24 protein-coding genes are annotated in these 12672 nt (G+C 42.2%); 17 read left to right on the top strand and 7 right to left on the bottom strand.

The genetic code is table 11. From position 1 onward, the window contains the following. Window positions 1–14 precede the first annotated feature (14 nt). A complete protein-coding gene (locus QT990_RS35830; protein ID WP_445252115.1) occupies window positions 15–155 on the top strand; it encodes a hypothetical protein in 141 nt (46 codons plus the stop codon). 84 nt (window positions 156–239) lie between these two features. On the opposite strand, the gene QT990_RS21500 is transcribed toward QT990_RS35830, so the two are convergent. Then, window positions 240–839 carry an IS607 family transposase gene (locus QT990_RS21500; protein WP_333106769.1) on the bottom strand — a complete coding sequence of 200 codons (600 nt, stop codon included), beginning with the start codon at window positions 837–839 and terminating at the stop codon, window positions 240–242. A 445-nt stretch (window positions 840–1284) separates the two neighbouring features. After that, window positions 1285–1533, bottom strand: a complete 249-nt coding sequence (locus QT990_RS21495; RefSeq protein WP_333142228.1) for a hypothetical protein — start codon at window positions 1531–1533, stop codon at window positions 1285–1287. A gap of 166 nt (window positions 1534–1699) precedes the next feature. Between QT990_RS21495 and QT990_RS21490 the strand changes: the two genes are divergently transcribed. The 13 genes from QT990_RS21490 to QT990_RS21430 all read left to right on the top strand — a co-directional run bounded on the left by QT990_RS21490 (window position 1700) and on the right by QT990_RS21430 (window position 7471). Then, window positions 1700–1924, top strand: coding sequence for a hypothetical protein (locus QT990_RS21490; RefSeq protein ID WP_333142229.1), 225 nt, complete (start codon window positions 1700–1702; stop codon window positions 1922–1924). 69 nt (window positions 1925–1993) lie between these two features. Next, on the top strand, window positions 1994–2362 hold the full coding sequence (locus QT990_RS21485; protein ID WP_333142230.1) for a hypothetical protein: 369 nt from the start codon (window positions 1994–1996) through the stop codon (window positions 2360–2362). Then, complete coding sequence (locus QT990_RS21480; protein WP_333142231.1) at window positions 2310–2876, top strand: hypothetical protein; 567 nt, start codon at window positions 2310–2312, stop codon at window positions 2874–2876. Before QT990_RS21485 ends, QT990_RS21480 begins: the two co-directional genes overlap by 53 nt. Before the next feature lie 275 nt (window positions 2877–3151). Next, window positions 3152–3484 carry a hypothetical protein gene (locus QT990_RS21475; protein ID WP_333142232.1) on the top strand — a complete coding sequence of 111 codons (333 nt, stop codon included), beginning with the start codon at window positions 3152–3154 and terminating at the stop codon, window positions 3482–3484. A gap of 147 nt (window positions 3485–3631) precedes the next feature. Continuing rightward, a complete protein-coding gene (locus QT990_RS21470; RefSeq protein ID WP_333142233.1) occupies window positions 3632–3844 on the top strand; it encodes a hypothetical protein in 213 nt (70 codons plus the stop codon). 2 nt (window positions 3845–3846) lie between these two features. After that, entirely contained in the window at window positions 3847–4101 is a 255-nt protein-coding gene (locus QT990_RS21465; RefSeq protein WP_333142234.1) for a hypothetical protein, read from the top strand. 16 nt (window positions 4102–4117) lie between these two features. Then, on the top strand, window positions 4118–4495 hold the full coding sequence (locus QT990_RS21460; protein ID WP_333142235.1) for a hypothetical protein: 378 nt from the start codon (window positions 4118–4120) through the stop codon (window positions 4493–4495). A 49-nt stretch (window positions 4496–4544) separates the two neighbouring features. Next, window positions 4545–4991, top strand: a complete 447-nt coding sequence (locus QT990_RS21455; RefSeq protein WP_333142236.1) for a GIY-YIG nuclease family protein — start codon at window positions 4545–4547, stop codon at window positions 4989–4991. Between the two features lies 1 nt (window position 4992). Further along, window positions 4993–5370 (top strand): hypothetical protein, encoded by a 378-nt coding sequence (locus tag QT990_RS21450; protein WP_333142237.1) that lies wholly within the window; start codon window positions 4993–4995, stop codon window positions 5368–5370. Continuing rightward, window positions 5363–5716 (top strand): hypothetical protein, encoded by a 354-nt coding sequence (locus QT990_RS21445; RefSeq protein ID WP_333142238.1) that lies wholly within the window; start codon window positions 5363–5365, stop codon window positions 5714–5716. Before QT990_RS21450 ends, QT990_RS21445 begins: the two co-directional genes overlap by 8 nt. Further along, the gene (locus QT990_RS21440; protein WP_333142239.1) at window positions 5709–5948 is read left to right on the top strand and encodes a hypothetical protein; all 240 of its coding nucleotides are present in this window, start codon (window positions 5709–5711) and stop codon (window positions 5946–5948) included. The genes QT990_RS21445 and QT990_RS21440 overlap by 8 nt, the downstream gene beginning before the upstream one ends. 4 nt (window positions 5949–5952) lie before the next feature. Further along, window positions 5953–6204 carry a hypothetical protein gene (locus QT990_RS21435; protein WP_333142240.1) on the top strand — a complete coding sequence of 84 codons (252 nt, stop codon included), beginning with the start codon at window positions 5953–5955 and terminating at the stop codon, window positions 6202–6204. Window positions 6205–6610: 406 nt separating this feature from the next. Beyond that, window positions 6611–7471: a hypothetical protein gene (locus QT990_RS21430; protein ID WP_333142241.1), complete on the top strand. Its 861-nt coding sequence runs from the start codon at window positions 6611–6613 to the stop codon at window positions 7469–7471. Window positions 7472–7484: 13 nt separating this feature from the next. On the opposite strand, the gene QT990_RS21425 is transcribed toward QT990_RS21430, so the two are convergent. After that, a complete protein-coding gene (locus tag QT990_RS21425) occupies window positions 7485–7757 on the bottom strand; it encodes a hypothetical protein (protein ID WP_333300439.1) in 273 nt (90 codons plus the stop codon). On the opposite strand from QT990_RS21425, the gene QT990_RS21420 reads away from it, so the two are divergent. The 3 genes from QT990_RS21420 to QT990_RS21410 all read left to right on the top strand — a co-directional run bounded on the left by QT990_RS21420 (window position 7742) and on the right by QT990_RS21410 (window position 10548). Further along, on the top strand, window positions 7742–8119 hold the full coding sequence (locus tag QT990_RS21420; protein ID WP_333142243.1) for a hypothetical protein: 378 nt from the start codon (window positions 7742–7744) through the stop codon (window positions 8117–8119). The two genes, QT990_RS21425 and QT990_RS21420, sit on opposite strands and share 16 nt — an antisense overlap. A gap of 226 nt (window positions 8120–8345) precedes the next feature. Next, window positions 8346–9707 carry a hypothetical protein gene (locus tag QT990_RS21415; RefSeq protein ID WP_333465722.1) on the top strand — a complete coding sequence of 454 codons (1362 nt, stop codon included), beginning with the start codon at window positions 8346–8348 and terminating at the stop codon, window positions 9705–9707. Window positions 9708–10296: 589 nt separating this feature from the next. Then, on the top strand, window positions 10297–10548 hold the full coding sequence (locus QT990_RS21410; RefSeq protein ID WP_333142245.1) for a hypothetical protein: 252 nt from the start codon (window positions 10297–10299) through the stop codon (window positions 10546–10548). A gap of 148 nt (window positions 10549–10696) precedes the next feature. Here the strand turns inward: QT990_RS21410 and QT990_RS21405 are convergent, their stop codons facing one another. Genes QT990_RS21405 through QT990_RS21390 form a run of 4 tightly spaced genes read right to left on the bottom strand, consistent with a single transcriptional unit; the run spans window position 10697 to window position 12444 of the window. Beyond that, complete coding sequence (locus QT990_RS21405) at window positions 10697–10963, bottom strand: hypothetical protein (protein ID WP_333142246.1); 267 nt, start codon at window positions 10961–10963, stop codon at window positions 10697–10699. A gap of 24 nt (window positions 10964–10987) precedes the next feature. Next, a complete protein-coding gene (locus QT990_RS21400) occupies window positions 10988–11308 on the bottom strand; it encodes a hypothetical protein (protein ID WP_333142247.1) in 321 nt (106 codons plus the stop codon). A gap of 11 nt (window positions 11309–11319) precedes the next feature. After that, window positions 11320–11928 carry a hypothetical protein gene (locus QT990_RS21395; RefSeq protein ID WP_333142248.1) on the bottom strand — a complete coding sequence of 203 codons (609 nt, stop codon included), beginning with the start codon at window positions 11926–11928 and terminating at the stop codon, window positions 11320–11322. A 6-nt stretch (window positions 11929–11934) separates the two neighbouring features. Next, the gene (locus tag QT990_RS21390) at window positions 11935–12444 is read right to left on the bottom strand and encodes a thermonuclease family protein (protein WP_333142249.1); all 510 of its coding nucleotides are present in this window, start codon (window positions 12442–12444) and stop codon (window positions 11935–11937) included. Window positions 12445–12672 lie beyond the last annotated feature (228 nt).

The raw sequence follows: 12672 nt of genomic DNA, 5'->3' as shown, positions 1-12672 counted from the left end.
CTGGTGCAAGTGTTATGAATTTATCACCCTATTCTCCTGACTTTAATCCAATCGAATTATGGTGGTCACAACTCAAAGCTTTTTTACGTAAGTTTTCGCCCACTACTACCAAGATGGTTGATGTTTTACTAGCTACGGCGCTTGACGCGGGTTAATCCACAGCACTTTAAAAACTGGTTTACAAGCTGCTGCTGCTACTGTACTTCATAAACCTGGAATCCGCTGTATGTGCCTTTCGGTTAGCTGCATTCAGTGCCTCCATCTCTCAATTCAGCAATTATTTTTTCCGTCTTTCTGCTAGCACGGCGCTGTCCATAAAGTCGTGCAGCAAAGCTTGTAATTATCGCTACCAAGTCTTGCATTAACTCATCTTTTCCGTTCTCTGCAAGATTAACTATTTCTAGTTTAACTCCTGACCGAAGAAGCAATACGCCTAAATAATTCGTACCAAATCGAGCCAATCGGTCTTTATGTTCCACTAGCAGAATGTCGTAACCATCTTGTTGTAGTAGTGTTTCCAACTGCTTTCTGTGGTCATCCAATCCGCTGCCTATTTCTTTTACGTTTCTAACGATTTGATAGCCATTAGCAATGGCGTATTCAGCCAACCGCTCCGATTGGCGGTTAAGGTTTTCTTTGTTTTCGGAGGAAGAGACTCTACTGTACAGGGCGACTCGATTCTTCTTGACTTCGGTGGATGACGCTTGTGGCACGTAGTCAACGATGATTAGACCGCTTTCTGTTTGTCGTGCCGGATGTGGTAGTTTATTCGCTTTCCACCACCGCCACGCAGTTGTGTAACTTATGCCTATTGCTTTGGCGTAGTCAGGTAGTTTCATTTTGACCTCCTGACTACATATTACCATCATTGCTTACTAATGCTTATAACTTTAATGAAGTTTTACAATACTTTGCCATAAAAAAGAGCGGATTTTTTAGGCTGACTGATGAAGAGTTTGAGAAGCTAGAATCTTACTGCGAATCACCAGGGAGCTCGAAATCCGATGCTCTAAGGGAACTCATTAGAAGCCTTAATATCAAGAAAAAGCCCTCAAGCGAAGGACGAGGCTTTAGACCCAAATTTTCGGCAAAAATAATGGAATCCTTATAAAATAAGGATTCCATCTATCGGAGCGGCGGGATTTGAACCCACGACCCCTACTACCCCAAAGTGGAGTTAAAATTGTTGTAATAGTTATTATGTATAGCTTTTAAGGATTATCAATAACTGATATATCAATTTAATCGTTTTTTTAAGAATTTTCTTGGGAAGGAGTTAAGGAGTCAGGAGTCAGGAGAAGAGCTTTCTTCCCTCCTGACTCCTTTTCTCCTGTGTTCTTCTTCGGAAGATTTTTTATCCTCGAGGGCTTCTCGCTGCTCAAGCCATTCGATCAGGGCCATCCTCACGATCGATGCTAGCGACTGATTCGGTTCGATCGCCTGAGCTCTAAGCCGATCACGCAGTTCGCCTACATCAAATGTAAGTCGATCACGAGAATCCCTACTTTTTCCTTTAATCTTTTCTGTGCTCATTTTTTTAGCATATTCTATGAGCGCAACAAATCTTAGATTAAAGTTTTAAATTCTCTTGACATAACATCATTTGGATGTTACAGTGCAAAAACGCCTGGTAAACGTGTTGAAGCACGCTCACCAGACTTTCCACCAATGCCGCCACACGGCACTAGGAGACAGCATTATGTTACTACAGCCACAGCATCTAGTTGTGGTTGAACGTTCGTTCAACCCCAACTGCTTTGTGAAAGGTTTCGGAAAAACGGCTCAGGAAGCAGCCGAGAAGGTATGGAATCAGAGACGAGCTTTCGGGTACTGGGACGCAACGAAAACTTACCCCAAACCCAAAGCTGAAGAACTAGGCGAAGAACCAGGCACTGAAAAAGGAAGCCCACGGGACGATCGATAATTTTTTTAAGGGCCTGTGAGCTACTTGAAAGACAGCGCCAGCTATCCCTAAAGTAGCTCATACAAAGACATGAAACGCCGAAAGACAATAACAGCGCAAGTTACGGAAGAATCGGGTAGGCGCAATTTCTGGACGCGATCGGAGTTAAGGGCAGAACTGGGCAAGATTTCCAACAAAACTAATAAGCCAATGGCAGAAGCAACTTTTAAACGAAGATTGGTACTGCTTGAGGAAGAATGCCCAGAAATTGACCGCTCGCTCTATAGTCGCAAATTCTCGGATTTCTCAAAATGGTGTCTGGTTCAGCTAGAGGAAATCTTCCTCTTTTGCGATCGAGATATCGACAAAACCCGCAATTACTTACAAAACATAGGAATCAACACAGATGAGTATTTCAAGAATCGAACTCAAAGCTCAACTCGGCCTGGGCAAAGTTAGCGACATCACCAATGTCCGTAAAGCCCTGGGTCAGAAAGATTGGCAGAACTCTCAGGTTTTAGAGGCTGATGCTCTCGAAGTGACTGAATATTACCGACTTGTTCGCGAAGAAATGATTATCCCGTCGGAAGCATTGCTACAAATTGCCAGCAACCGAACTGGCAGCAGTGAATATCAGAATGATCAAATTGATGAAAGTGTGATCGACCATAGCGAACACCGCGACGGTCAAGAAGAAACCAATGGAATGGTACTTGCTATCCGATCGGTCACTCAAGAAGCCAGCTTAGCAATGACGGATGTTGCTGAGGCAGCATCCGAACAAATAGTTGATACCTTTTGCATTGCCCTGGGTGCAAATGTAGTGGACAAACTTCAAGATAGAGCAACTAAAGTTCGAGCGAATTTTGGTTCAATCACTGAATCTATTCGATCGACTCCTTTAGATCTCCGTGGTGGAAGTTTACCGGGAAAAAAACAGCAACCGAAACAGATAACTGGACTTTGGGGCTAATCGAATCCTGCATAGAACTAGCTGAAGCTTACAGCGAGCGGCTAATTCTAGAAGAGCAAGCTCGAATAGCTCACCGAGAAAAGTTACTCATTGCCTTGGTTGTCTATTCGAGTTTGCTCTCTAATTCACACTGCTGCGATTCACACTGTGATTGTTCAAAAAGACAGAAAGAGGAAAAAACAATGATTCAGTGGCTAGTGTCGATTTTCAGACCTTCTGGTAGTAATCCCTATCCAATTTCAGCCCCTTCAGTTTGGATGACAGGAGTTTGCTAAATGATTCCTATAACCTCTGACAAAGTTTATGATTGGCATCCAAATCAGAAAGTTTATGTCTACAGTGCTGAAAAAAAATGCTTGGAACTGTGCCGAGTGATTGACTTAGATTTGTCTCCATTAGGCGATCGCACTCGACTTCTTGAACCAGTTGACGACAATCTGCAACTCTGCCAACCAGAACATCGAAAAATACCTCCTAACTGTGTCGGCGGTCGGGAATGTCCCTATCCTGGAGTTTGTTACCGTTTCGAGACTGAACAGCAAAATTATGAATGCACATTCGCATCTGAGGACGACAATTATCTCATGGGTGATTGTTGGGAACCATAACCAAATCGAGTTAATACTCCTGACAACCGTAATTCTAATCAGTCTCCTGATTCTTCTACTCAATATCGTCAATCTGTGGCGAAATAAGCAAGGCAAGAAAGTTCAAAACATTCAATTTCGATACAAAAAGCTTAAGGATTATAAGGGGTGGAAATAACGCCTGAAATACAAGCCATTCTCGATTTTCTGAAGGAGTTTGGGAAAGGTAGTACAGCCGAAATTGCTTTCTGTACTTTTATCGAAGAATGGCGAGTAGAAATTGATGTTCAAGATATGGCTGATGAAGGTTGGGTAAGACTCTCAACCGATGGCGCAAGTAATACGATCGCAACGATTGTTAACCACAGCAAGGATTATTAACCATGAATGACCAATTTTCGACAGATTCAACATTCACAACTAAGACCGAACCGGGCGCTCCTTGGATGAGTAGAGCTATCCCAGCATTGGTAGTTGGTTTCGGTGCACTCTGCTATCAAACCGGGTATCAAGAAGCCCTCAAACAAGCGAAACCGACGATCGTACAGGGCAGTCAAACAGTCAACAACACCACAGTTTATCAAATTGCTCCGTCCGTGGGCATTGGCAGCAACAATAACCGTCAAACAGTCGAGTAGTTAGGAGCTAATTCTCATGGTAAAAAAACTGACAAGCATGACCTATGAGGAGCTTCAAACTGAGCGCGATGCAAACGAATTGCTCCAAAATAATCTGAAAGTTCAAATCGAACAGGTCACTGATAAAAAGGTTTCTTTGAAGTTAAGTCAAGAACTTTTGCATATCTCGAAACGTAATGAAAAACTGGCAGCACGACAAGTGGTTTTGATGTCTAAGGTCAAAAGACCGATCGAGATGTCACTTGATGAAATTGAAGCCGAAACCGAACAGAATAAAATTACGATCGCCAAATTTGAAGAAGATTTGAAATCCAGTGATTTTGAGACGCGGTTTAATGCTAGTCAAACACTACGGACTCTTTATGCACGACATAAAGCATTATGTCGTGCATAAAGAGTCGCGCTTTTGTCTCATTCACTCGAACTTTTAAGGAAAGAATTGAATGCGACACAAAAACGCTAAAGCGAGTCTAATACTTAAACACCAACGGCAACCTAAGAAGCCAAAACCTAAGAGAAAGAGTGAATATGTCCCTGGGTTTAATTACATTTTTCAAGACGGCGACCTTTGTAAAGTTGGTTTGAGTGAGACACCAAAAACACGCCGATATTTCCTGTCAAAAGAGTACGAAGCCAACTTAGAAATTAGGGCGATCGTCTTCACGATGAACATGAGACTGACAGAAAAAACGATGCACAAAATCTTTAAGGGTTGCAATGTTCACCGAACTCCAGGATTAGATGGTAGGACAGAATGGTTTGAAGTCAACTATGTAGGAATTATTTTGATGCAAATCACGTTATTTCTTCTCTGTTGGCTTGTCAACTTGGCTTACTTAGCTATTGCCGTTTTAATTTTGATGCTCCTTTCCTCTCTGGTTTTTAGATAATATGTTCAAACAATTGCTGCAATTATTTCCAAGTCTGTTGGCTTCTCAGAAAAAAGTTACTCAGTTTTCGAGAGAGCTGAGTAATAAAATCTTCCAAAACTTCAATCATGATGCTCAACATTTACTCCCAGGTTGCTATTTCTATGCAGGGTTACAAATTGAAGTTAAGACTTTCTCTGCATATTCAACATTTTTGGGAGAAGAACTCAATTACTGGGATTGGCTAGTTTATGACGGTTTTGGGCAAGTAGTGTTGAAAACTGGTGTCGGAAATACGAGAGATGATGCTATAGCTTTAGCTCAAAGTTGGACAGTTGAATTTCTTGACGGCAAAGTACCTTATCCGAATCCTCAAAATGTAGGTGATGAAAATGCTTAAGCAAGTTTTGAATTTTGTGCCAGTCAAGCTTCTTCAAAAGATTGGTAGCTCGATCGTAGAAAATTTGCATGAACGAGATGAGCTTAGGCATTGGACACCGGATCAAACCGATGTTGCCGAAACTTTTTGTTATATGGGACTAGAAATCAAAATCGTTCCCTGTGCAAGGTTGAATTACTGGTACTGGTATTGGTTCGTTTGTGATGGTCGAGGTACTGAAATTATTAAAAAGGGTACAGCGACAACCGAAAATGATGCGATCGCCCTAGCTCTCAAATGGGCGAATGCGTTTCTAGGTGATGAAATTGATACTTTAGATGAAGAAGAGGAAGAAATAGATGTTTGATTGGTTACTCGGCAAATCTCAAACTCAAAGTCAACAAGGTATCAATCAACATTCTCGAAATATTTACGTTTACAGCAGCCGTCGCCCGACCAAGATTTTTACACTTTATGCTGACACAGAAATTTGCGTAACTCAGGCAATGAAACACGTAGAGCGCCAACTGCCAGAACCCGAACCGGGAGAAATGGTGAAAATCACAGCTTACCTAACACCAAATGGTTTACCAGAATAATTCAATGCGTAAAAATCTCAAACCAATTCTGAATCTGTTCCCTGATTCGATCGTCCTATCATTTACCAAACAGTTGTTGATCTACCTAAAACTGAAAGGTGCAATCACAGAATGGGTGATAGATCCACCAATATCAGATGAATATGAGCACTGTGGATTGATTATCCGTTTGAGATGTTTTCACATTGATGGAGAGGAACGCGCTTTGCGAACAATGGAACTGGTATGTCTACGACGGTATGTATCGGTTTCTTGATCAAGGCATGACCTATGACTCCGCTTCCTCCCTGTTGGCAGCAAAACAGTGGATTAACGAGTTTATGGACTATGACGATGAAGAATTACATGAGGTAAGTAATAATGTTAGATAAATTGTTGAATTTGTTGTCAGAGCGCACCGTTAGTAACCTAGCTATGAAACTGTTGCTTAATCTCCAAGCAAGAGGCGTTGTAGAATCTGACTCGAATTCTGATTAGGAATATGAATATTTAGGCTGGGTAATCAAGCTTAAATGGATTGAATCAAAGAAGGAAATGAATTGGTGTATTTACGATCGTCTCAAAGAAGGAGTTTCGCACAACACAGAAACAGCTTTAGTTAACGCAAAATTCTGGATCGATAATCTTGCTAATGATTCAACACAATTAGATTAGGAAAATAAATGCAACAACAACTTGACCAAGAACAAGATGTATTAACCTACCTTCTCACAACCTTAGTCGGTGGCGCTCTTGATGCTGAGGGGGAGCAAATGTTGGATGATGTTTTCAACATCACAACCGCTAACTTGAATCAACTCACGCCCCAGGGCTGGGCTGCGATCGGCGATCGGGCAATCCAAGCAAAATGGTTCCTTGACCACATCACCGAAATCAAAGAGAAATTTAAGCTACTCATTGACGCACAAATCTGTTTCCGGGAATTCCAAGGCTGGCTGATGGAAGCTGGCTATAAAGGTGCTGAGAAAATCAAGAAAGCTCAGATAGATGTAGCGGTTGCTCGGGCAAAATACGGCGCGACAGTTGAGCAGCAAGATTATCGGCTAACAAAAAGTAAAGAACAATTTGCAGCAGAAACAGTACAAGAAAATCTTCTCTGGGACAACACGGTAATTGCTGCGATCGCCAAGAAAGTTGCCGAAGTTGATGCAGCCACTGCAAGAATGCAAGGAAATCCAGAGTTTGCCGAACAACTACGACAGTGGAAAGACAATGAAGATAATACCTATAAACAAGCTGCATACGGCTTGAAATACGGTACTCATGGCTTGAGTCATCCATCTCTCGGCGGTTCGACTTCTTCTCAAGTTCAAATTAGTCAGTCTAACTATCAACCTCAATTTATTTCAGCTCCAGGTTTAGCCACAACACGCTCGGCAACATCGGCAACAGGTAGAGCCAAGGATTCAATCAATGTGGCTGTTAACTGGTCAGGCGACATGGCAGGCAAAGTCAAAGGTGTTGCTTCGCAGATAAATCGTGGTTTTTCAAGATTCACTAATTTCATGAGAGGTGAAAGTTGATTATTTCTAAAGGTTACGTTTTCAAAGTGGTCAGCTCGATCGATTCCACTAAAAGCGCTACTGCTACGACAAATACAGGCTGGGTAACGACAGATGACCATGAACCGGGGATAAAACTAGCCAATAGTTTTGGGCATTTAGTAGTTGCTGAAACTTCGGCAATACAGAATATCGAGATTTGCCCCAATTGTTGCTTGATGTACGGCAAAACCTTCAATAAATGCACCAACCATGTTTTTACCAAATCCACAACTACCGCAAAAGCCTGCTGTGCAACAACAGCCACAGGTAGAGTCGATCGTTTATAAGCCCTCAGCCGAACTGAAACGCCTTAAGAATGTCAACAACTGGCATTTTTTGGTAGTGAATTTTGCGATAGGCATCGGCATAGCAAATGTGTTTCGGTTCTTTCCGTCACATATTTTCTTAGGAATCGTGGCGATCGTCATCGGCTCTCTCAGTCTGTTTTTCATGTCGCCAGCCGATCGCGCTTATGTCGGACTCTGGCGGACTGGCGGTGCAGCACTGGCGATCGGAGGCATTCTCTGCTTCTGGGATTTGTATTATCTCCTGACCTGGCAGCATGGTTTGGCGATCGCAATCTTTATCATCGTCGCCATGTGGATCATTGGTGCTGGTAGTAAATAATACTTACCTCCCTGTTGCTACGGCTGTACTGATTTGAGTCAGCAGCAGGGAGATTTAAGTCTTGGCATCACTCCTCACTCATCAGTCATTAGTCATTGGTCATCAGTCATCGGGCATCGGAAATCGCGCGGGTATCTCGCGCATCAGATTGGAAATCGCGCGCATCGGGCATCGGGCATTGGATTTTGGGTATTGGGGACTGGGTAAAGGATAGGAGTCATCAGTCATGGGTAACAGGGTAACGGTCGGGTCATTTTTCGGAGCATTTTGCTGTCTCGGTTTGGCATTGATGCCGCTTCCGTTCGATCGCTGGGTGGGAGTTCGGCAAGCCAGCTCGATCGCTGCGATCGGCTGCGGATATTTTGGCTGGCACGACAGCCAGAAAAAAAAGGAGCAGCTTGAACGGCAAGAGCTCTGGGAATTTGAGCAGCGACTGAAACAACTAGCTCTTGATGCTGCTGTTAACTCCGCCCTCACTGAGGTTCTAGTTGAGGAGGTAGTGGTCAAAGAGAAGCTTCGGGCTAATGCCTCTGTTGAGGTCTACAAAGCCGAGACTCAGCAGAATTATGTCCGGGTCATGGCTCACGATCACCCCACCATTCTTGAGCATCTTCTCAAAACTTCACAGCCCCCAATACCAGAAACAAAAACAGTTTTTGATTCTCAATCAGAAACAGAAACAGATTCTATTTCTGATTCTGTTGTTGATAGTGTTCCGGGCGGTGTGGCAAGAGAGAAAACAGTAGAAGAGAAGAGAGCGGAGTATATAGCTGCTGCCCGATCGAAGCTGTTGAAATTGATTGAGGAGCATGAAGGCGGATGGATTGCACAACTGATGCACAAACCCCTCCTAATTTATGGGGATATGGGTAGCTTTAAAAGTTACTTCGGAGCTTTTTTAGCACTGTGTCGGCATTATTTGTATGGTCACAAAATCATCTCGATCGCTGACCCTCACTTTCACCAAAATTATGATGAATGCTGGAAAACTCTGGTTAAGTTAGGCGTTCCCGGCTACGGCGCAAATCAAAACTTTGAGGAGGTTGGCGCACAACTTAACGCTATGTACGATCGATTCAAAGTCCGAACTTTGAAAGATGATTGGCTGACCTCTATCTTTGATGAAATGACACAATATGGCTTTGAAGAAGGTACGGTGGAACCTGCCAGCAAACTAACCCGAAAAGTTGTTGGCGACCCTCGCAAAGGCAAAGAAGCGCCTATCTTCATTGCTCACAATGATACTAACGCTGCTTTCGGCGGGGGTGACGGTTTCAGTAAATCTGTCAACTCAGGAGTTATCAAACTTCAATTACGATCGGACAGCAAATATCAGCCACTTTTCAAAGGAACTATTTCGGGTATCAAAGATGAAGAGGGAGAGTGCATCAAAGATTTACCTATTTCTATTCTGCCGAACTGGATACGTCCTGAATGGGTTTACGAGTTATTTAATGGCTTTAGTGTAGAACCTGACAATGAAGTTATTAGTAATTCAGCAGTTGACCAGAATGTAAATCTTAGCTTGCAAAATACAGAACCTGAAGCAGAATTTCAAACAGAATCTCAAACAGAATTTCAAACATAACCTGAAATAGAATCGGATATAGACAAACTAAATCGGGCATTAAATCAGTCAGTATCGTGGGATTATTGGTTAGCCGAATCAACCACTGAAGAACTCGATCAAAAAATAGAGTTACATCGCTCGCAAGCTGGTCAAAACTCAGATAATTTACCAGATAATTCGGCAGATAACTCAGGTGAAGAATTATCCAAGTCCGATAACCTTATCAAAAGCGAGATAACTCCAAAACCCTTACCCAGAGAGGATTATCCAGTTATCTGGAATGCCGAAGATTTCTCACGATTACTGCCAAATGAGTCAGAAACAGCCCTTTTTGAGCGCATTTTGAAATTATCCGATAAATATACAAGTCCAAGTAAACTCATTCAAGTCGGTTTGGGTTTCACCCAAGGAAGGAGGAAGCCAAAAAGTTATTCAGATGTAGGTAAAAGATGTTTTCAATACCTTGTAATGAAACATGGGACACCTTCACTAATAGCTAAATTCAAGGATTACTTGGAAAAGAGCTAAGCCAAATCGATCATTTATTCGATCGATAATCAATCTTAACAATCAGTCAACCAAAACTAAGAGAGAATTAGGAGACAAAATGCGTAAACCAACAGCAACCGAATCGGTATTTTTTGCGGGAACATTGACAGCATCTGTATTAGCAACAGTCGAAATTGTTCCAGATATTGCCAAAGAATTAGCAGAAGATGCACAAAAAACAGCTCAACTGTACGCCGAGCAAAAGTTGATACATCCAGTAGATAGTTTTACCGCTGGAGCAATTCTCGGTATAGTAGCTGGTTCAGCAGTAACTCTGAAGGTTATCGCGGAAAAGATGAATAATCCGTAATCCGTAATCCATAACCAAAAAAAGAAATCTCATAGTAAAATCATGTTAAGTTGATTTTACTATGAGATTCTGAGTGAGATTTATGAATCAGTTGACGATTTTTCTATTCGGTATTTTGTGCGGATTAATCGGAGTTTTACTGATACTATTACTCTCCCAGCTCATTCACTAATAATTCATGGCGCTCTGACCGTAAATATGGTTGCTGTTGTTGCTGTCTAATTTTGGGAGTCCGAGGTGCTTTATTACTAAAAAATCCCCAGGCAATTAATGCAAAGCCAGCGACTAACTGACCATCTTCATTACTAATCTTGCCAGTAGCCACAAGTAATTCTGCAACACCAGCGATCGTTCCTAAAATACTAGAAATAAGGTCTAATTGATCAATAGTAGGCTTTCTAAATCTTAAGTTCATCGTTTTTGATTGAGTTTAAAAGTATCAGTCTTTATCATCGTCAAAATGACTTTCGATCGATTCAATAATAGTGCAGGCAGCGATTTGTAGTTTGTGTTCAATAGCTTCGATTCTGCATTCCAAAGTAATGTCTCGAAGTCTATTTATATCTTGCCAGCGTCGCATTTTGTACCCGGCAGTAATCGTGTCACTCTCTTGTTTTTTAGTTAAATCATAGGCAAACTGATCAATTCTACGCACTAAACTATCTTTAATTTGCCGAGAAGCTAACCAGAAAATATAGGTAGAAATGATAGCAACAGTTCCGATCGAAGCAGCAATATAATCCAAAGTTTCTTGTTTCATTTCCCCATAAATTAAAGTTTATTACCTGGAATGATAGTTGTCGTAAAAATATACTCTTGATCAGCAACATAGCGAGGGTCAGTCAAAAGCCTCTTCATGAAGTCAAAGTGCTCCCGTCTAAGTCTCCCAACGAAGCAGCCAGCTCCGGCTGTATGAATATCATTTACTGGATGATCGAAACCGTGGTGTTGATTGATGCCGAAGTAACCCTCATCGATCGAATCACCGGTTCTCATCATGTCCCGGTTCCAGTCGCGATGCACTTTGACTAGCCCGACCTGGATAAGAGACTCGTGCGGTTCAGAGTAGCCGTGGATGCCGACTTGCCATGCTCGATACTGTCCAAAAGCTATTCTGGCAGCACCCTTGGGGTTCATGGGGTTGTCGGTGTAATAGAAGCCTGGTTCGGTTGTCGCTTCCCAAGCAGCTTCGATCACCGGCAACCCATCCCGAAATATTAAAAGAATTCGGGCATCGTTGAAATGGTTGGGAGTATCAGCGTTAAGGGTTCCGTCCGGGTTCATCCCTTCCACATAAATAATGTTTTTTTCTCCCTCTTTCCGAGCCAAGCTATATTTCTTGGCTTCCATGTATCTGACAATTCGTTCAGCTAAGTTCATAGTTTTTCAGGATAAGGTTAATTTTTTGAACTCGTTAGGAAGAATTAGGTCAGGCTCTGACCAAAGACCTAATTTCTTACGGTTAGCACTGGCAGTTTCAGTAATAATTCCTCGGAGTACAGTCAACTCTCTGGTGTTGTAAGCAAAGCGGTTATATGGGAGGAAACTTACCCCCATTCCGCTCTTGCATTGAAGAATCTGGATATTTGTTGCTGCTGAAATTTTGTCAAAGTAACAGTCGCATATCCAGCGATCGAACTGGTCTTTCTCGATCGGAATGGCAATAATTGGTTTATTTGCCACCATATTCATCAATGCAGTTTTTGCCGTTTGCGCCCATTCCCAATGTTTAAGAACTCTGGGGTCTGTGCTAGTTACTCCCGGTCTTTGAGCTTCAGGAGTATCTATCCAGCGGAGTCGAACTCGTAAATCAGCACCTCGAAAGTCTAGGGTTAAAGTATCACCATCAAATATAAATTTTGAAAAACAGTTATATGCAGTTCCTGGAGTAATCATGGGCTCAGCCTCAGAAGTATTTTATTTATTGTAATTTACTTTTTAGGCTGATGAACTGGTATTAGAATTGAACCCAAATAGGTTGAATCCAAAGCCGTTTACTATCTCTCCAGCGCTTACCATGACCTGATTCTAACACCCTCTAATGCCCTTGTCTCCAGTGGCTACACGGAGACAAATGAGTTCCTTTTTCTGCGGATAATACCGAGAAAGTTTGATAGTTTTCAC

Source organism: Microcoleus sp. T3_B1, assembly GCF_036700445.1.
Lineage (GTDB): Bacteria > Cyanobacteriota > Cyanobacteriia > Cyanobacteriales > Microcoleaceae > Microcoleus.
This window is presented reverse-complemented; position numbering and strand designations above follow the sequence as displayed.